We start from the raw sequence: 20228 nt of genomic DNA, 5'->3' as shown, positions 1-20228 counted from the left end.
AGGTCGTCGTTGCAGCAGCAATAAAGGAGCTAATTCGCGCCATCATTAAAGGCAGCCCAACAACATAATGCAGCAATGCAAAAACCAAACAATCAACAACAAACCCACCAACACCAACCACAGCAAATCGAACCATCTTGTGGTGGGACTGTAGTCTTTGGCTATGTGATTGAAGCTTGTCATTGAACATTCGTAGCCTTGAGTTAACGCTGAACATCATTTTCACTTTCAATATGATTCAACGAAAAATTTGGTGTGTTGCTCTGGTGATGGCAGCTGAACAGAGCACGCTTAATCTTGACCGTCGGTTCCAAAATACACGTTAATGCGTTCTCTTTGATCTTAATTTCCACTTCCGCTTTATGGCCGATCAAATAGAATTTATCGATGCCATTTAGTTGCTCGATATCAAGAAGCTTTTTCGCTTGCCCATGACTGTAAAATTGCCCTGAGAATGGTCTTTTACCCACATAAAAACTTGGCGCAGAATCCGTAATCTGTTCAAAAATAATACGGTCACTTTTCTCGTTCGCCTTCCCTAAGTTCAGGTAAACCATCGCAATCATTAACAGCACAGGTAGCACCAAAGCCACACTCGAAAACCACTTCTTATCTTTTTCCACCACAAGTATAGCAACCAGCATCCCAAGGGCTGGAATCCCCGGCAGTACGTACGCAGGGAGAATATTGCCCGCCATAGTGAAAAGAATCAGTGGCGAAATCAACCAACAGACAAGGAATGAAAACAACCCACTATTCTCAGCGTTAATTTCCGCAATTTTCTTGCGACGAGCGAAAGTTAAAATAGGTAATACAATCGACCACGGCGCAGCGGCCTGAATCCAAAACACCCAGATCATGCCTCTGGTTTCATCATGAGCAGAACCGTATAAATCGCCCTCCCAACCACTCACAACAAAACGCTTAAAGTGTTCGCCAACAATAAAATAATCAATAAAGCCCGGAGTAGCCATTTCAGCCATAATGTACCAAGGCAAGGCAATCGCCAGCATGACACCTAAACCAGACAACAGTGGAAAGCGTTGCCACAACACTTTAAAAGCCCCAAAGATACCATGTTGTAATAGCAACCAAGGGAATACTGCGATACCCATGATCACAATCGCAACAGGACCTTTTGCAAGCAAGCCCAACGCCAAGCCTACAAATCCAACGTAACCCCAGGTTTTGTTGGTTCTCTCACTTCCTTCGCCTTTACAGTCTTCTCCACCGAGCCAACATAAGTAAAAGCCCAGCATCGCGATGGTCATGGCTAACGTTAACGCCATGTCGGTCATCACAGCACCCGCGGCGATAGAGAAAATCCCACATGTTGCCAATACAACAGCCGCCACTAAGGCACTTTGTCCCGTACGCTTCGCCAGATACGCGACCAATAGAATCGTCGCGAAACCTGCTAACCAATGCGGAGCACGCACAGCAAACTCACTCAAGCCGAACAACTCAATACCAGCAGCACTCATCCATGTGAACAACGGTGGCTTACCCCAAAAAGGAATACCGTAATCAAACTGAGGGGTTAACCAATTGCCAGTTTCTACCATCAAGCGAGCCATTTCTCCATAGCGCGCTTCAGTGGTGTCCATTAACGGATAAGTCGCCAAAGATAAAAGCCTTAGAACCAGTGCAAAAGCCAACAAATACCATAGATGCGTTCTGTTCAGACTCATGCTGATTCCTCTAATTTAAAATGTGTTTTCAATGCGGGTGTATCAACGACCGATTGGATCAGATAAAGAGGGCGATTCTTGGTTTCGATGAAAATACGACCTATGTACTCCCCCATTAAACCAATACTCAACAGTTGGATTCCGCCAAGTGCAAGTTGCACGACCATCATTGACGGATAACCCGTAATTGGCTCACCAAACATCATGGTTTTGAACACGATGAAGACGCCATACACGAAAGCAGTAAGCGCCACTAATCCACCAACTGCCGTCGCAATACGCAGTGGGCGGATAGAGAATGATGTGATGCCATCCATCGCCAATCCGATGAGTTTCAAATAGTTCCACTTGGTCTCGCCACAGAAGCGAGCATCACGCTTAAATTGGAGTGTCGCTTGTCGGAAACCCGGCCATGAAAAAATGCCTTTCATGTAGCGGTTACGTTCTGGAAGCTGATTGATATGGTCGACAACCTCTCGGCTTAACAGTCGAAAATCACCCACATTCTCAGGAACATCAATCTTCGCAGCCACGTTCATGACTTTGTAAAAGCTCGCTGCTGAAAACTTCTTAAACCATGTTTCACCATCACGCTGGCTGCGCTGCATATTGACGACGTCATAACCTTCGCGCCACTTAGCAATCATTTGCGGGATAAGCTCAGGTGGATCTTGTAAGTCAGCGTCTAGCAAAATCACCGCTTGTCCACGACAGTGCTCAAGGCCTGCGCTCATCGCTGATTCTTTGCCAAAATTACGGCTTAAACCGATAACAGAAATTGAGCTATTGATTGAAGTGAATGAACTCACCAACTCCAAGCTGCTGTCTTTGCTACCGTCGTCGACATAAACGATTTCACTCTTGATGGGCAAGCTATCAAGCACCTTGGTAAGGCGAGAGTGGAACTCTTCCAATACCTCTTGTTCATCGTAAAAAGGCACAATGATAGACAGAGAAACCGCAGGGTTGATCTGCGATGTAGATATCTTAGGGCGGCTTATATGAAGTTCAGACATAATACGTTCTTCTATTTTTTAATCTGAACCCAATCTACCCTCCCATAAGTGAAAGTTATGTTATTGACATATTTTTCACGCTCACTCAGGATAATGTTACCGTCTATTTCTGTATGAGAATCAAAATGAAACGAGTTCTATTAGTCGAAGATAACCGTGAAATCGCAGGTGTCTTGTTTGATTATTTTGAGTGTATTGGTATGGAACTCGATTATGCGGACAACGGCGAACTCGGCCTGCAACTCGCGTTGGAAAACTCATTTGATATCATCATATTGGATCTGATGTTGCCAAGAATGGACGGCCTCACGGTTTGTAATAAATTGCGAGACCAAGGCAACGCGACACCTATTTTGATGCTGACCGCGCTAGATAGCCGCGATGATATGTTGAAAGGGTTTGAGCATGGTGCCGATGACTATCTAACCAAGCCTTTTGATTTGGATATTTTAGAAGCAAGAATGAACGCACTAGTTCGTCGTTACCGCGGAAAAGTAGCCTCTTCAAAACTTCAGTTCGGTGAACTCACCATCGACCAAAAAACCCGTAAAGCTTACCGCCAAGATAAGCTTCTTGCGCTAAACCCAACCACTTACACCATACTTGAGATGCTCTGCCAAAACGCACCGGAAGTGGTGACTCGTGAAGATATCTCCTACAAATTATGGGAAGAAGATGAACCCAATAATGATGTGCTGCGCAGTCACATCTATCAATTACGAAATCAACTCGACAAGCCTTTTGACAGTCAAATGTTGATTACCGTTCCTAAAATAGGATTCCGCTTGGAGTCATCGAATTGATTTCCAACTTTCTGACAAGCACTAAAACCCTCACCGGCCGCTTAGCTGTTTTCTTTGGGCTAATGGCCGTGATTGTGTCTGCGTTCGTCTATATCGTTTTTATTGTCGCGCTCTACATGTCTGAAGACCGGGTCGGAGAAAGACGCATCTTGATTGACCGCAATTACGCCGTCGAACTATTTCAAGCCGGAGAAAGTGGTGAGTTAAGAATTGATGATCTGACGGTCGCCTATAACGACCCGTCATTCGTACCTCCCGAATATTATAAGCTCATTGCAAATAAAGAGAGCTTTCTCGGAGAGATCGGCGAAGAGCCAGAGTCAAGAATGGTCTATGTTGGCGAGTATTCTGACAAAGGAAAAACCCACCCAATAATCCTACTTTCCGAAATAGACCGTGTTGAATTTGCTATTTCTGAACTTGTGTACGCGACCGCCTTTGTGCTCACGTTACTTTCTATCTTAATTTTTAGTTTTGGTGCTCTGCTCTATCGACTGTCAAAACGACTGATTGAACCATTCAACTCTCTGTCTGAGCAACTTGAGTCGAATAAACTCAATCTCAGCGAAGAGTTCGGTGTGAGTGATGATGCGGCAGTTGAATTTCGTCAGCTAACCGATCAACTGAATCAGTATCGTCGAGAAATCAATTCCTTGGTCAAGCGTGAACAAGCCTTTGCTCGATACTCAAGCCATGAGTTAAGAACACCACTAACCGTTGCTCGTGGTGCGAATAAATTACTATTAAGAAGCGAAACCACCGAGTTTCAATCTCGGCAGGTTGAACGCATTGATGAAGCCATTGTTCAGATGTCTGAGATGGTCGATGCCTTGCTTGGCCTAGTTCGTTACGAAAGAAATAGTGACGATGCACCGCTGCGCTTGTTTAGCCAGCAAGAATTAGAGACCATCGTTTCCAAAAATACGTTACAAGCAAATGAGAAAGCAGTCGAAATATCCCTACTCGTTCAATCTGAGCCTATAATTCAAGCCACCAGTGCGATCATGAACATGTTGGTTGGCAACTTGTTGAGAAATGCGATTGCAGCGACCAATAGTGGCACAGTGAGCATCACTCTCTCACAAGACAATCTGGTAATTGAAGACCAAGGAGAAGGCCTTCAGGAACAGTACAATCCGAATGGTCATGGATTAGGTTTATTGATTGTCGACGACTTGTGTCAGCGCTTCCATTGGGACTTTGAGTTGGTCAATCGCAACTCTGGAGGGTGTACTGCAAGAATCGCCTTTCAGACAGATTCCTCCTTATCCACATTAAAGCAAGCAAACTCGTAATACGAAGCTCAATACCCTATGAAAACTTGATTTAGTTGGTTTACAGCACTCGCTAGCTACTAGATACTCAGTAGTCCTTTTTGATTTAAAAATGCTGGCTCTTGAGTCAGCATTTTGTCTAAGTGCGATGAAACTAAATAATAGCCCTGTAACTCAGCATCAATACAACGATCACACCTTTTTCTTAAAGCGAGACGATAAGCTTCACTCCCACTTTTGCGGCAACAAAGCCAGAAAGTTCATGAAGCTACTGGAAGACGATCACCCAAACACCACCACTCTAATAAGCTATGGGTCCGCTCAAGCTAACTCCTTGTTCTCGCTAGCCGCACTTGCAAAAATCAAAGGCTGGACGCTTGAGTTTTACGTCGACCACCTTCCTCAATGGCTACAAGAACGCCCACTCGGCAACTACCGTGGCGCTATCGATCTTGGGGCTAAGGTTATTTCAGTCAAAGAAACAGGCTCTGAGCTTCATCCACAAGCGTATATTGGACAAATAAGGCAACCAGGTTCCGATTGTATTGTGTTACCTGAAGGTGGACGTTCTCAGCTTTCTGAATATGGCGTGAAGCAACTGGCGATGGAAATACTCAGCTGGACGCGCTTCGAAAACAAACACGATTTTGTGGTGGCACTACCCGCTGGTACAGGCAGTACGGCTCTGTATCTACATAAGCATTTAAAAGTACACAATATCCCGGTGTTAACCTGTGCGTGTGTAGGTGGTAATGACTATTTAACTCAGCAATTCGATGAACTTGGCGAATCCGATCACCCACAGATTTTACCGCTCAAAACCAAACACCATTTTGGTAAGTTGTATCAGCAGGATTATCAAACTTGGTTAGACCTGCAAGAGCAAACTGACATTGAGTTTGACCTGCTCTATGACCCTTTGATGTGGCAATGCTTAGTACAGTGGCAACAAGACAACCCAACTAAGACCATCATCTATATTCATCAAGGCGGCATCTTAGGCAATGAATCGATGTTGCCGCGCTATCAGCGGAAGTATCCGGAGATGAGCATTAGCAAAACCAACACATCTTGGTAATTTTTTTCCTTTATTCTCCAGTTTAGCTATTCAAGTTATAAACTGAAATCTGGCGAGAATCATCGCGTTATCTATACTTTCGATTGGAACATCAATTGTCATCGAAAGGAATCACGCATGCGAACAATCACTACGCTCGGCCTGTTTTCAGTTTTACTGCCCTTCTCTGCGATTTCAGGAGAAAACATCACTTACCAAGTCGATGGTATGGATTACGAAGGTTATTGGAGTGAAGCCAGTGACCAAGCGCCTTTAGTGCTATTAGTACACGATTGGGATGGTTTAACTGATTACGAAAAGAAACGTTCTGAGATGCTCAACGAACTCGGTTACAACGTGTTCGCCATCGACCTATTTGGTAAAGGCATTCGTCCTACCGAAGTGAAAGACAAAAAACAACACACAGGCGAGTTGTATAAAGACAGAGAAAAAATGCGTGCACTACTTAATGCGGGAGCGATGGAAGCGAAAAGGCTTGGTGGTAACTTAGATAACAACGTGATAATGGGTTACTGTTTTGGTGGCGCAGCCGTTTTAGAAGCCGCTCGTGCTGGCATCCCATCGAAAGCTTATGTCACCTTCCATGGCGGTTTATCGACACCTAAAGGACAAGACTACTCTGAGACAAAAGCTCCAGTTGTCGTGTTCCATGGTACAGCAGACGCCATGATCTCAATGCACGACTTTGGAAGCCTCGCAGCTCAACTTGAATCAAGCAAGGTTCCGCATGAAATGATCACCTACAGTGGTGCGCCACATGCCTTTACCGTATTCGGCTCAAACAACTATCAACAAGAAGCTGACCAGAAATCGTGGGATAGATTTACCCATGTACTAGAAACCACCACCAGATAATCTTCTCCTTGAGAACCCATAACCCCATTCTACAGTTTAAGAATGGGGTGACTTTAGTTAACACGGTGTCATGCCGCTACAAATAACGATGGATACTTAAGTCATCAGATTTAATATCACAGGCAGAGCCACTGACTATGCTTGCTAAGATCTTTCCTGAGCCACATGCCATTGTCCAACCTAATGTTCCATGACCTGTATTGGTAAATAAATTTTTGATAGGCGTCTTGCCGATGATAGGCGTGCCATCTGGCGTCATTGGTCTTAGCCCAGTCCAGTATTCAGCCTTAGAAAAGTCCCCCGCTTGTGGGAAAAGATCTTTTATCACCATATCAATCGTGGCTTTGCGTTTTTCTGGGATTAGGTAGTCAAAACCAGCGAGTTCTGCCGTACCCGCGATACGAATACGATCATCAAATCGCGTCATCGCGACCTTGTAGGTTTCATCCATAACAGTCGAAGTCGGTGACTTATCTACATTCACGATAGGCAATGTTAGTGAATATCCTTTCACTGGGTAAACCGGGATAGACAAGTCGACTTGCTTTAATAGTTCTCGAGAATAGCTTCCTGACGCGACCACGTAAGCATCCGCTTTAAACTCGCCTTGAGTCGTTGTAATAGTCTCAATGGCTTGATTCTGATGATTCAAACTTACCACTTCAGTATCAAACACGAACCTAACACCGAGTTGCTTGGCTTTCTCAGTCAAGGTTAAACAGAACTGATGGCAATCACCGGTTTCATCATGAGGTAAGTATAAGCCGCCCACCAGCTTGTCTTTAACGTCCGCTAAACCCGACTCCACTGACAGACACTGGTCAACATCAAACAGCGAGTGTTCGATCCCACTCTCTGTTAATAGCTTCATATCCTGCTGAATAGCATCGAGTTGCTTCTCGCTTCTGAATACTTGCAAGGTGCCTTTCTGCCTGCCCTCATAAGCTAAATCTTCACTGGTTCTTAGATGAGTGAGACACTCTCGACTGAAGTTTGCCACTCTTAACATACGTGACTTATTCATGGCGTACTTGGCTTCATTACAGTTGGCCAACATCTTAGTCGCCCAAGCAACTAATTCAGGAGAAAGTGACGGCTTCACTTTTAGAGGCGCATGCTCTTGGGTAAGCCATTTCATTGCTTTCAACGGAATCCCCGGTGCCGCCCATGGTGAAGAATATCCGTAAGAAATTTGCCCTGCATTCGCAAAGCTGGTTTCTTTACCACTGCTATCTTGACGCTCAATAACCGTCACTGAATGACCTTCTTTCGCCAGATACCAAGCACTGGTTAACCCAATAACACCACTGCCAATCACAATAACTTCCATTCTCTTCCCCTAATGCCCGACAAAGCCAAAATCTGTCGAACACAGCTGTCAGTCTAAAACTCGTTTCGTTAATGGTTTGTAACTTATTCTGCGTATGTTGACTTATCAATAGGGAGAGCGTTGACATAAACTCAATTAGACTAAAAAACGAATTCGGCAGTTTGGAACTGTGATATTGGCGGTATTTGGAAGTTTGGGAGCAGTCGTTACCTAAATCGATTAAGCCTAGATATTGTAAGCGTCATGACTCAAGAAAGTGGCATTCTCGAGTAAGAAATCTAACAAGGTTTCGGCCTGTAGCGTGAGTGCGCGGCCTTTTAAAGATTGAACCTTAACCGTCGCCTTCGATAGCATCTCCAACTCGGTCGCAACCACTTCAATCTGTCCTGACTTTATCTCATCGAACACCGTGAGCTTAGGCATAAAGGTGACACCCAACCCTGCTGAGACAAAGTTAGTCAGTGCAGTGACTGAGTTAGTCTGAAGCTTAGGTTCTAACGTGAAATGCGACATTTGCTCGGCCTGCTTGACCAATCGACCCATCCCTGTTGAGTTGTCGATCAACGCCAAAGACACATCCTTAATATCTTGCAGTGTCACAGGCGCTTCTTTCATCGTAAGGAAGTGCCCCTTCGGAGCAATCAATTCGAGCGGATGGCTACGTTCAACGTGGGAGTGCAGCTTAGGATGTGGAGCAGAAGCATAGGTTATTGCGAAGTCTATCTGTTGATCTTCCAACATCTTGACCGCGTCCAATGCCCCAGCAATTTCAATAGAAAGGTTGATATCAGGATAACGGGTCATAAAGGTTTGCATCGGCTTTGACACCAAGTTGGTAATAAACCCTTCACCGATGGCAATACTGACACTGCCTCCTTTGAGGTTTTTAAGCTTGGCTAGTCGAGTAAGCACTGCAGCCTCTCCACGAACAATGGAACGATAGTAATGCAGCAGCTCACTACCCGCCTCAGTTAACAGTGATTGGCGGTTGTTGCGTTCCCAAACTTTCATTTCCGCTTGCGCTTCGAGCTGGGTCAGCATTCTGCTCATTGCAGCAGGGTCAACATTCATCATCTTGGATGCCTTACGCAATGAGCCATACTTTGACAACGCGTTTAAATACTCAAGAGCGCGGATATTAAAGTGATGCATTCAACTTCCTTGTGATTCGACTGACACTAGATCAAGCGTCTCACAAATTGGCTGCGAACATGTATCCCATTTTATCAAGAACGTATTTACACTTACTAACTTGTGCACCGAGTCACTTCAAGACAGCTAAAGGCTCATGCACGTTTATTCGATCTACTCTTGATAGACAGATGGAAAGAGCTTAAAGAACCTGTTTGAAACCGCTTAACGAAGCATTTTCGATGACATGGCACCTGTGTGGTTCGGCTTTCACTTGAGTAATACCAATCACAGTAAATAAGTGATCAAACATAGCGTAGGAAAAAAGCTTGAGAACAAGGCAGAATTTTTCGATAAGTAGTTATTCTACAATCAAAAATTCTAACGAAGTTATCGAGGTTTTTAACAAGCTAGGGTGACCAGTTATTTACTACGATTGGTATAATACCAATCACAGTAAGCAAGTGGTCATAAATAGCGTTGGAAGGCGTGATAACTAGGCAAAGGACTTTGGGCTAGAGATAGAGATAGAGATAGAGATAGAGATAGAGATAGAGATAAAATATAGGTGCTCTAAAACGAGAAAACCCCAGCATTTCTGCTAGGGTTTTGAATAGTGGTGGAAGGATGGGGATTTGAACCCCAGATACGCTATAAACGTATACTCGCTTTCCAGGCGAGCGCCTTAAGCCACTCAGCCATCCTTCCACAAATTGTGTGTTAAGCTTCTCACTCAACGAGGCGCTACTTTATTGATTCTGCTTGCTTTGGTCAAGAGGCATTATCAAAAAAAGTGCCTTTTTCAGTCTGTTCGATTACAAATTAACTCATTAGATCAAAAACAAACCAAATTTCATTCTATCGTTGTACTTACGCTTGTTGCTTTTCTTAAGCTTGTTGATAGTAGCCCGGAACTCTAAACCATTTACGGCACATATCTAAGAAATAACCGTACAGCACGCCCATACCACATGAGATAACAGCGTTACTGGTGACAGCCGTAACAATCTGGTCACTTGAAGCACCTACTGCCAATAAAATACCGGCGTACACAGGTGACTGAAATAACACGTACGCCACCAAGTCAGACAAGTTTTTCATCAATGAGCTTTGTGAAAGCTTTGCGCCGTTACGCAAGAACCAATCACGAAAGACTCCATAAGGCCAAGCAATAGCTATGTTTACCGGAATAGATAACGTTCGAGAAGCAAGAGACTGCTCAAACGTCATACCAGAAATAAACACTTCAACAATCATTCCAGAAATAAAACAGAAAACGACCATAGCGAATGTATCCGCAGCTGCGTTTCGAATACAGAATGGACCACGAGACTTCATTGACGACAAACCTAAAATATATCACTACTTCATTGGTGATTTAACAACACATAAACAAGGCTAGATTACACCTAACCAGATAATATCACTATTAAATCACAAGATAAGCAGTCATACATTCCAAATTAAAAATAAAGTTGTAAATTAACAACCAAAAACCACTTTAAAAGCAGTCACTTCCACCAACAAAACCCACAAAGGTCAAATAACGAGCGATTTGTTATTATATTTCCGTAATTAAACAACAACTATGCCATAGGAATATTTACCGTAATGGTATTGATGATTTCTTGTTCAGGAGTGAAACCGAGAGAAACCTGCTCTAAAGCTTTATCGACGTGATCTGTGAGCTTTGCATTATTCATAGGTTCAGCATGAACACGCAAGCTCTCTAATGCAGACTTAATCAGCGCTAAGTTATTATCTTCGAGCGCAACGTACAGCGTGACGAGTAGCTCTTCTGTGTTATCTTTGTTTCGTAGATCAGGTTTAGGTAGTGACTCGCTGTTACTTTGCGAATCGTTTTTTTTCACATCCAGGCAATCAAGATCATGAGCTTTAACTTCATGGTATTGGTAAAGCTTGTTTGAATAGCGGAATAACGCATCATCCAACTCACGCTCATCAATCGGTTTGGCAATAATATAATCCACACCCGCACCAAGCATACGTTCGCGAGTCTCTTTAAAGACATCAGCCGTACAACCAAACACCAGTACCGATGATATCTCACCTATCAAAGCTCGAATTGCAGTGGTTGATTCAACGCCGTCCATCACTGGCATATGGTTATCCATTAATACCAAATCAAAGCGCTCAGCCACCACGGCTTGTATCGCAAGTTCACCATTTTCGACGCTCTTACAAGTAAAGCCTTTACTGCTCATGAAAGTTTCAATAATGACGGTATTGGTTCGGTTATCTTCGACAATCAGTACCTTCAAGCCAGAGTAATCTAACTTCTTATGTGGCAAGCTCTCTATTTCGCCAGGCTGGCAAGGTTTAATCTTCAAGCGAACATCGAAGCTGGTGCCTATCCCTTCTTCACTGGTGACGCTAATACTGCCCTCCATCAATTGGGCAATTTTCTTCACAATCGCCAACCCGAGACCAGTACCGCCAAAGCGTCTCGTAGTCGAAGACTCAGCTTGTTCAAACGGTTTAAAAATACGTTTTTGTGCTTCTTTAGATATACCAATACCGGTGTCGCGAACTCGAATACTAAGGTAGGTGTCACTTCCCTCTACGACTTCTTTAAGGTACACCTCGACAAAGCCTCGAGAGGTAAACTTGACTGCGTTGTTTAAGAGGTTAAATAAAATTTGGCGAAGGCGTGCTTTGTCTGAGAAGTACCAACGACCAGAAGGCACTTCGGAGTACACTTTGAATTGAAGCCCTTTCTCGGAAGACAATGTGTAATAGACACTGTTGATACTTCCTATAATTGAATCAAGCGGGAATCGTGTTTCATCCAGGTCTAACCGACCCTGCTCTATCTTTGAAAAATCCAAAATTTCATTGAGTAACGTCATCATATGATCACCCGAATCATACAGGCTCTTAAGATGCTTCTCTTGCTCTGTGCTCAAAGGGGTTTTCAGTAAGATCTGAGCCGTTCCTAATACACCATTCATCGGGGTACGAATTTCGTGTGACAAGGTCGCAAGAAAAGCCGTTTTGGCATTGGTTGATGCTTGAGCTTTAACCTTCTCAGCTTCGAGATAGATGGTTTTTTCGTTGAAGGTTTTGATCAAATGTCCGATTTCATCATCACTAGAGTAGTCAACATCGATGATCTCGCCCGCTTTAGAACTATCAACTTGGGCGGCAATCGTTGTGATTGGGCTTATCAAATAGCGGTTCAGTAAGTAATAACCGGCCATGACACACAACAACAACAGCGGCACAATACCGCCTTCAACGCTCATTACCTGACGAAACACTTCGTCTGCTACTCGTGATTTTGAGTTGACGACATCCACTTGCCATCCAAACTCTCCAAATTGGTTACTACTAATATAAATCCCATCAACGAGATTGAAGTTATGAGAAACCAACACTTGGTTGAGTTTGTCTCTTAGAGTAATACCAAGGTTGTATTCTTCCGCATGGTTCTTGATAAAGCCGAGTAACTCTTCGAGTGAGAGATCCACCGTCGCGACACCTGCAAAAGTTCCATCGTAATAGTAAGGTGAAGATGCTGTGATCATTTGAACATGTGTATATGGGTCAATATACACATTGCTCCATGCAATGGTTCCCTGCGCTTTGTTTACTACAGATGTATACCAATATTCGTTCTGATAAGGCGCATTTTTGGGGTTGTTATAAGAAAAGAGCTGGTCAATATCACCATCGTCGGCTTTGTTGAAAAAATAACTGTTAAGGATTTTATCAGAATCCAATGCATGCGGTTCTGGCCAAATACCTGCGCTGACGATCGTGTCATCGCTCGCCGCCAACATTGACTTAATAAATAACGGTATAACATCAGTATCACTGCGCTGCGCCTGAGCGAAACCAACCAAACTATCAACAAAACCTTGAGAGCTGCCGAGGGGTGCTGTAATCAATTCCGATAACAGTTGTGTACGTAAGTCGAGGTTTTGTTGCAACTTAGCGCGTACAGGAGATTCTACGACGTAATACGTCACACTACCGACAATGGCAATGAACATTGCGAGGTATACACCAAGCGCTACCATACTTTTTTTCTTGAGAGACGAGCGTATTTGCATAATTATCTTGTTATTTTCTTTTCTGTTTAACCTAGTGTTTATCACTAATGACATCAAGCGTTTTTAGATGAAGCTTGATTGGCGCAAGTTCATTGGTACTATAAGCACAAATATGTTCCCTTTTACGGTACCTCACTTTGACTTTACAAGATATTCTTGCGCTTCCAGAGTTGGAAGGAAAGCTAATCACAGAACACAAAACCATGGGCTTTGTCACTGCAATGGCAGCCGCTCCAAATGTGTTAACCCCTCATGAATGGCTGCCATTCCTTTGGGGTGGTGAAGAAGTCGCACCTTTTACCGATGGTGAACAGCTGGAAAGCTACATTGAAGTTATCATCGCGCTTTGGAACAAAACCCGCCCAGAACTGATCGAAGGTACTTGGGGTTGGCCCGAAGCTTGTCAATTAGACGATGCAGAAGTTGTAAACACAGCCGCTCGCGATTTTTGTGAAGGCTTACTTCAAGGCTGGCAGATTGCCCGTGATGATTGGGAAACACTGATGCCCGAAGACAGTGAAGACAACGCACTGGTCGGCGGCGTGTTGCTTTCACTCAGCATGCTTTACGATCCAGAAACTTCCATTGCTACGCTTGCAGAACAAGGCATCGAAGGCCTTGAGCAATTTGAAGAGATCTTTAACGCTGTGCCAGTGATGCTTTGCGGGTTAACGCAACGCGGTATCGCATTAGCCGAAGCACAATAATTTTCCATACTCTCTAAAGCGAGAGATATAAAAGAAATAAGCTGCGCTATATTCGAACGATAGTAAGAAGGCCTCACAATGAGGCCTTCTTTCGTTTCAGGTGACACTAAATAGCCGTCTAAAAGCCTTTCCAATCGAAATGATCAATTCGCTCATCGGCAATGTAAAACAACTTAGTACCGCTGCTGACAACTTGGTCTAACTCCGGATTAAGCTCTATACCACTCCCCGTATCAATCGCGATCAGCGTTGCTTTATACTTCTCTTTGAATACAGAGAAAATAGGCGCGACGGTTACAGGTTCGGCATCTTTAGGGTAATACGTCGAATACTGTGTCATACCTCTAGTTGAGCTTAAAAGCTCTTGATGAAGCGCACTTGAACCGGGATCAACCGCAGCTTTAGCCAGCATTTCGGCACCCACTGCCGGAATACATTCAGAGTTTGGGCAATGTTGATGCAGTAAATCGCTCAACGCCTCATCTTTAAAGTAAACCAGAAGATGAGCCTTAGGGTTTCGGTTCGCACAATAAAGCGCTGCAGACAGCGTGATGTCGTCTTCGGGGTTATCAATAAGAATACAGCTGACTGACTCAATGCCCGTTTTCTCCATCTCTTTACCATCGGTGTAGCTGTTTACCTTAACGAAATTGATCTCACCGGGTAACGGATTTTCGATATCTGAACGCGTACATAATACGATTGGTCGCTTGCCCGTTTCTTCATGTTGCAGCATACGGATGAGATGAATGGTTCTTTGTTCATTCCACCCCAACATCAAAATGTGGTTTTCCACTCTAACTCTCCTTTTACCTAACAAGCCCGCTCGCCAATATTCAACACCTTCTGTTGCCACCTTACCCAGTAAAGCAGCGAAAAGGCTGAGCCCTCCAGGGATAACAAACAAAATAACAATCCATCGCCCCGCTTCCGTTGTCGGTGACAAATCGCCATAACCAACTGTAGAAGCCGTCACGACTAAATAGTATGCAAATGTAGTAAACGAGTTGGTTAAGTCCGTTTCACCCGCTAAATACAATGTCGACCACGATAAAAACACGTAGCCGAGGAAAGTAAACAGTAGGTTTTTGCCATTCAAAACAAAGATATTCGCTTTGACCCAACGTTTGAGTTGTAACCAGATTATCATTAGAGCCTCTAATCCATTTCTCTTAGTTACATGCTAGAAAAAATAAATGATATCAACAAGATGTATCTTAAGAAAAAGGCACATGAGCCCAAAATAATGCCAATAGTCCACATTTAGGTACAAAAAGACTTAGAAATATATACAAACAATTTCTTGGATCAAATCAAGCTTGGCGAGGTTCGCGTACCAATGTATAAACTTTACCTTGCTTAAAAAAGAAATACACACACAGATTTAGTGCTTCGCCAAACGCCTTTTCTCCGCGCTCACACAGTTGAAAATGTGCCTCGCCTTTATCCATATCGATACTCATTAGCTTTGAGTCGCTGAACTCTAAATAAGTCTTAACATAGGGATAGATGGCTTTAAAAATACTTTCCTTAGCAGAGAACACTAAGGTGACAAACCATTGAATGGGAAGGTGAGTCCCGGCTAAGTGCTTTATTTCTTGAGGGCTAACAAACATAGGCATGAGTGACATAACCTGGTTTTCGTTGATGAGCTCTTCAACATCCAAACCAACAAAGCTCACGTCACTTAATGAACTGACCGTCGCTACCGCTAGATCATCGGTATGAGAAATGCTTCCAATCCAACCCTCGGGCCAAACCGGTGATCGGTGTTCACCGATGGGCAGTTCGAGGCAATCACACCCTTCAATGCGTAATGCGTGCAATGCCGCCCTGCGACCGGCAATAAACTCCGCTTTTCGTTTAGTTACTGAACGCTTCATTTCATTTGGTAACGCGACGTCAAGTTCTTGAAAAAGGCAATCTGTATACCTTTGTCGTTCAAAGTGGTACTGCCAAACCTTAATATTTTGCGAGCCAAAGGTGAGCAATTGCAAACCTGACAAAAAAGTCATACGAGTTACTTCCCCAGAGGCACAATCAATGGAGTATGACTTACAGGATCATCAATAATAACGCTATCTAAGCCAAATACTTGCTTAACGAGTTTGGCGTCAATTAAAGACTTAGGTTCGCCTTGCGCGACAATTTCTCCACCAGCAAATGCAATCAGGTGATCTGCATAACGACAGGCTTGATTCAAATCATGCAGCACGGCAACGATAGTATGTTTTTTTTCTCTATTGAGGCTACGGAACAACTCCAACAAATCAATCTGGTGTGCGACGTCCAAATAAGTTGTTGGCTCATCAAGTAATACTATCGGTGTCTTTTGCGCTAATACCATGGCGATCCAAACTCGTTGTTTCTGACCTCCAGAGAGTTCATCGACCTGCCTCTCGGCCAAATCGGTGACACCAGTATCTTCCATCGCTTGAAAGACCGCCTCTTGATCATCTAAGCTCCACTGCTTAAACAGTTTTTGATGCGGGTAGCGACCTCTTGCCACCAAATCAACGACTCGAATCCCTTCAGGAGCTTGTGAGCTTTGCGGCAGTAACCCTAACTCTCTCGCCAACTCTTTAGCTGGCACCTTTTGAATATTCTGACCATCAAGACAAATTTTACCTTGAGAAGGTTTCAACAAGCGGCACAAGCTTCTCAATAAGGTAGACTTTCCGCACCCGTTGGGTCCGACAATGACCGTAAATTTACCTTCAGGAATATTAAGTTCGAGATTTTCACAAATAACGCGATTATCGTATGCAAGTTTAAGGTTATTTCCATTTAGTCGAGAGGTAATGTTGGATTTAACCGGTGTCGATAGGCTCATAAACTTCTGATTCATTTAAGTTAAACAATATCCCCTAAGTAACCTTTAGCTATTTGCTTATTTAGCCAATTAGCTGTTTGATTGCTTAACTCAATAGCTCTAGCCATTCAGTTACTTGGGAAAGCGCAGCATCAAGAATAGACTTGATGCTGCTCAAGGTTACGCATGGTTTCTTGGACGAGTAATCTACCTACGGCTTTAGAACATTGCGGGTTCAACCACGCGGTCTTTAATTGCTTCGAGCAACTGATCCCCCTTTGAGCTCAAAGCAAATTCTGCAAACAGAGCTCTTAGTGTGTCACACAGAAGATCAACCTGAGCTTGACTGTAGTTTTCAGTAAGGTAGCTCATCATTACACGTAGCACCTGCTCATCATTGACGGTTTCTTCTAACACTTCGAACTGAAGTCCTAAACCAGATTCGCTTCGATCTGAATCAACCTGCTGGAAGTTGATTTTGTCACCATTAGACAATTCAAAAGCACCACTAAATTTACTTTTGGCGTGAAGTTGAATAAAGACTTCGAACATGTGCCCATCCACATCGGGATCCCCCCCAACCAAACCTTCTTCAATAAGGTCGATAGGAATATCGCCATATGGCATAGAATCATTAATCGTATGTTTCACTTGGGCTACCAGTTCAGCCACCGTACGGACGCGTTCAAAATTCACTAAATGCGCCACTACGGTGGTGAAGTAACCTATCGTGTCATAATACTCAACGTCTTGTCGGCCCGAAGCCGAGGTTCCTACTATGAGCTTATTGGGTGCACCGACAACATTGAGTGCCGCTGCAATAGATGCATAAACAACATTGAATAGCGATGCGCTTTGCTGCTTGGCAAGTGCATATAACCCATCCCTTACGTTATCTTCAATTTCAACGATAACCCAACCACCTTTAGCCCCTTGAGGATCAGCCTTCTCTGATAAAGGGTGACTCTTAGGGAATATAGGGGTAGACCACGGCACATCTTTTAGATTATCCAACCAATAATCGAGGTGCTTCTGATGTGTTCCAGAACTTCTCTGCATACGAGCATACTCGTGCATTGGAAGAGCTTCATGTCTCCATTCCGGTGATTGACCTTGAACGCGCAGTTTATAAGCTAAATTAAGCTCATCCATCATCAAATTCACTGACCATTCATCTTGAACAATATGGTGGAACAAGAAGGACAAGAACTGCTGCCCCGTATCCTTGCAACGGATGAATCTTACTCGAAGAGGGAACTCCTTCTCTAAATCAAAGGGATGGATTGCCTCTTGTTTAAGAAACTCATCCCTATCTTCGATTTCACATTCATCTGAAGTCCAAAACCATTTGTAATTGCCGATGTCACTGACATCAACCACTTGTTGGCATGGATTACCATTATGTTCATAAAAATGGCTTCTTAGAGTGGCATGACGAACTAGAATATCGCGGCAAGCTTCCCCAAAAGCCACTTCATCCAATTCATCGAAAAAGCGTAAAACAAACGGTAAGTTAAAAATCGTATTGAGTCCAAATTTGGCGTATTTTGGAATCGCCTTCCACAGAGAATTCTGAGCGAGTGACAATGGAGCAAGTGTAGAACCAACATCGGTAAGAGATGCCGAAGACTCAATAAACTCGGTACTTTTCGGCACAGCTTGTTCGGCAAGCGATTGAGCCGTCGGGTTGCCAAAAAGATCATTAATGCTGATTTCAATACTATGGTGAGTCAGCAAGCGACCAATAACTCGAGTTGCAATCAATGAGTGCCCTCCGAAGTCAAAGAAATCGTCCGTTACTGTCATCGTATCCGAAGCTAACGCCTCTTTAAACTCAGCCAAAATGAGTTCGGCAGTAGAATTTATCTCAGAAACGGGACTTGATGCTTCAACTGATGCCGGCATAACCGTGGGATTTATTGGCTTAGCGCGCTTAGCCAGTTCAGTCGCAGTTCGGTAGGTGAATAAGTCTTCAATGCTCACTTCAATCCCATGGTCCTTCAACAAGCGACCAATGACTCGAGTACCAATAAGCGAATGACCACCAAAATCAAAGAAGTCATCGTCTTTGTTCATGCTTTCTATAGAAAGTGCATCTCTAAATTCAGCGAGTATTGCCTTTTCAAAAATTGAAACTGGCTCGGCACTTTCATTCACCAACGGTGCTGCTTTTACATCCTGCTTTGCCAATGCAGGTTTAGTGACTTTTTGGCCATCAATGTAGGCAATAAATTGCTCAAATAGAAACGCACCTAAGTGAGGAGAAACCGTTGCCCCCGTAACTAACTCAAATGACAGGGCACCTTGTCGGTTAATGCCAACCGCAAGAGAGATTTCAAACTTCGGATGAAGCGGTGCGGTCGGTAATTTCACAGCCTCTACATCGTCAAGTGACAAATAGTCAGACGGATCTACAAGCCAAGTCACTAAAGCTGCTGATTGAGAAAACTCTGTTGACTCGATGGTCTTAGACTGAGCAGCGGTTAGCCTCATAGTAAGGTCGCCAACAGCTTGGCCTAAGTCTGAAATTGGCTGCCCTAAACAGAGATGAGTCAAACCAGTCTCAATCATCGCGCCATTAATTTCTCGATTTTTCTGACTGATATCAACCGGCATGAACACATCAAGACTATCGAGATCATTAGACTCGGTGATGTAACGAGCGAACAGCACCGCAGTAGCTGAGAGGATTTCTACTTCGTTCATCGTCCTACCAAGGCGGTTCTCGAAGATCTCTCTTTGAATAGAAGTCGTAAACTTACGTGGTACTGATGCTTGTAAATACGAACAAACATTTTCACTGACACCGGTTTGTACTAAGTCAATATCCTGTGTAGAACGCTTAATCCATGGCAAACAAGATGTCGAAAGAGCTTCAAGCTTTTGAATTGGCGTGAAACCTCCTATATTTGTGGGCTGCTTTCTCTGCTCTATGGTGCAAAGGCCATGATTATATAAAGCACTCACAACTTCGAATATTTCTTTCCAGCACACTTCACCACTCAAAATTTGGTGAGAAACTACACCTAACACCACATCTTGCTCTGCGCAAATGTAAACCGTAAATTGGATTCCTGACTGAGATTCCAGCGCTATAGGGGTTGATTGATTAGCTTGCAGGTGGGAAATAGCATCTTGAACTGAATCAACAGCTTCAATATTAATCGTCTGAGAAAATTCATTACCGTGAAATTTAACTAAACCTGCATCCTCATCAAATTGATAACAAACATTAAGGGATGGGACGAATTGAGAAATTTTACTCAACGAAGAAACCAAGCGACCAATGTTGACTTCCCCAGCTAGACGGTAAGCAGCTGAGTATTGAGCAGAATCTTCATGCTGCTGATGGTACATCCAAACTCGTTCTTCAAAATCTGTCACTGCGTTGCCAAATCCACTCTTTTCCTTCGAGTGATGCGAGTTAAATATCATGTTCCTTTCTCCTGTCTGAA

Annotated in this window: 16 protein-coding genes and 1 tRNA gene; 5 read left to right on the top strand and 12 right to left on the bottom strand. The window is 43.7% G+C overall.

What is annotated here, in order from left to right; all coding sequences use genetic code 11:
• The 3 genes from AB4232_RS05980 to AB4232_RS05970 form a co-directional block, all read right to left on the bottom strand.
• Positions 1-217, bottom strand: a 217-nt coding sequence (locus AB4232_RS05980; protein ID WP_372086592.1) for a GtrA family protein, incomplete at its 3' end; no start/stop codon positions are given.
• Complete coding sequence (locus AB4232_RS05975; protein ID WP_017098517.1) at positions 204-1691, bottom strand: glycosyltransferase family 39 protein; 1488 nt, start codon at positions 1689-1691, stop codon at positions 204-206. The genes AB4232_RS05975 and AB4232_RS05980, both read right to left, overlap by 14 nt.
• Positions 1688-2707 carry a glycosyltransferase family 2 protein gene (locus AB4232_RS05970; protein WP_017098516.1) on the bottom strand — a complete coding sequence of 340 codons (1020 nt, stop codon included), beginning with the start codon at positions 2705-2707 and terminating at the stop codon, positions 1688-1690. The genes AB4232_RS05975 and AB4232_RS05970 overlap by 4 nt, the downstream gene beginning before the upstream one ends.
• A gap of 125 nt (positions 2708-2832) precedes the next feature.
• On the opposite strand from AB4232_RS05970, the gene AB4232_RS05965 reads away from it, so the two are divergent.
• The 4 genes from AB4232_RS05965 (at position 2833) to AB4232_RS05950 (ending at position 6717) form a co-directional block, all read left to right on the top strand.
• Entirely contained in the window at positions 2833-3510 is a 678-nt protein-coding gene (locus tag AB4232_RS05965) for a response regulator transcription factor (RefSeq protein ID WP_009846415.1), read from the top strand.
• Complete coding sequence (locus tag AB4232_RS05960) at positions 3507-4805, top strand: sensor histidine kinase (RefSeq protein ID WP_372086590.1); 1299 nt, start codon at positions 3507-3509, stop codon at positions 4803-4805. Before AB4232_RS05965 ends, AB4232_RS05960 begins: the two co-directional genes overlap by 4 nt.
• A gap of 127 nt (positions 4806-4932) precedes the next feature.
• Positions 4933-5862: a 1-aminocyclopropane-1-carboxylate deaminase/D-cysteine desulfhydrase gene (locus AB4232_RS05955; RefSeq protein ID WP_371702739.1), complete on the top strand. Its 930-nt coding sequence runs from the start codon at positions 4933-4935 to the stop codon at positions 5860-5862.
• A 117-nt stretch (positions 5863-5979) separates the two neighbouring features.
• Positions 5980-6717 carry a dienelactone hydrolase family protein gene (locus tag AB4232_RS05950; protein WP_372086588.1) on the top strand — a complete coding sequence of 246 codons (738 nt, stop codon included), beginning with the start codon at positions 5980-5982 and terminating at the stop codon, positions 6715-6717.
• Between the two features lie 76 nt (positions 6718-6793).
• Here AB4232_RS05950 and AB4232_RS05945 read toward each other — a convergent pair whose 3' ends face one another.
• From AB4232_RS05945 to AB4232_RS05925, 5 genes are all read right to left on the bottom strand, one after another.
• Positions 6794-8047: a D-amino acid dehydrogenase gene (locus tag AB4232_RS05945; protein ID WP_372086586.1), complete on the bottom strand. Its 1254-nt coding sequence runs from the start codon at positions 8045-8047 to the stop codon at positions 6794-6796.
• A 225-nt stretch (positions 8048-8272) separates the two neighbouring features.
• The gene (locus AB4232_RS05940; protein ID WP_372086584.1) at positions 8273-9199 is read right to left on the bottom strand and encodes a LysR family transcriptional regulator; all 927 of its coding nucleotides are present in this window, start codon (positions 9197-9199) and stop codon (positions 8273-8275) included.
• Between the two features lie 596 nt (positions 9200-9795).
• Positions 9796-9886, bottom strand: a tRNA-Ser gene (locus AB4232_RS05935).
• Between the two features lie 180 nt (positions 9887-10066).
• A complete protein-coding gene (locus AB4232_RS05930; RefSeq protein WP_009846408.1) occupies positions 10067-10516 on the bottom strand; it encodes an L-alanine exporter AlaE in 450 nt (149 codons plus the stop codon).
• Positions 10517-10764: 248 nt separating this feature from the next.
• Positions 10765-13221 (bottom strand): ATP-binding protein, encoded by a 2457-nt coding sequence (locus AB4232_RS05925; RefSeq protein ID WP_372086582.1) that lies wholly within the window; start codon positions 13219-13221, stop codon positions 10765-10767.
• 170 nt (positions 13222-13391) lie between these two features.
• On the opposite strand from AB4232_RS05925, the gene AB4232_RS05920 reads away from it, so the two are divergent.
• Entirely contained in the window at positions 13392-13961 is a 570-nt protein-coding gene (locus AB4232_RS05920; protein ID WP_012603640.1) for a UPF0149 family protein, read from the top strand.
• 118 nt (positions 13962-14079) lie between these two features.
• Here AB4232_RS05920 and AB4232_RS05915 read toward each other — a convergent pair whose 3' ends face one another.
• From AB4232_RS05915 to AB4232_RS05900, 4 genes are all read right to left on the bottom strand, one after another.
• Positions 14080-15111, bottom strand: a complete 1032-nt coding sequence (locus tag AB4232_RS05915; RefSeq protein ID WP_372086580.1) for a potassium channel family protein — start codon at positions 15109-15111, stop codon at positions 14080-14082.
• Between the two features lie 163 nt (positions 15112-15274).
• A complete protein-coding gene (locus tag AB4232_RS05910) occupies positions 15275-15976 on the bottom strand; it encodes a 4'-phosphopantetheinyl transferase (RefSeq protein WP_009846404.1) in 702 nt (233 codons plus the stop codon).
• A gap of 5 nt (positions 15977-15981) precedes the next feature.
• A complete protein-coding gene (locus tag AB4232_RS05905; protein ID WP_009846403.1) occupies positions 15982-16794 on the bottom strand; it encodes an ABC transporter ATP-binding protein in 813 nt (270 codons plus the stop codon).
• Positions 16795-16992: 198 nt separating this feature from the next.
• Positions 16993-20208 carry a condensation domain-containing protein gene (locus AB4232_RS05900; protein WP_372086578.1) on the bottom strand — a complete coding sequence of 1072 codons (3216 nt, stop codon included), beginning with the start codon at positions 20206-20208 and terminating at the stop codon, positions 16993-16995.
• Positions 20209-20228: the final 20 nt, after the last annotated feature.

It is taken from the genome of Vibrio sp. 10N.286.46.A8, from assembly GCF_041470165.1.
Lineage (GTDB): Bacteria > Pseudomonadota > Gammaproteobacteria > Enterobacterales > Vibrionaceae > Vibrio > Vibrio tasmaniensis_A.
This window is presented reverse-complemented; position numbering and strand designations above follow the sequence as displayed.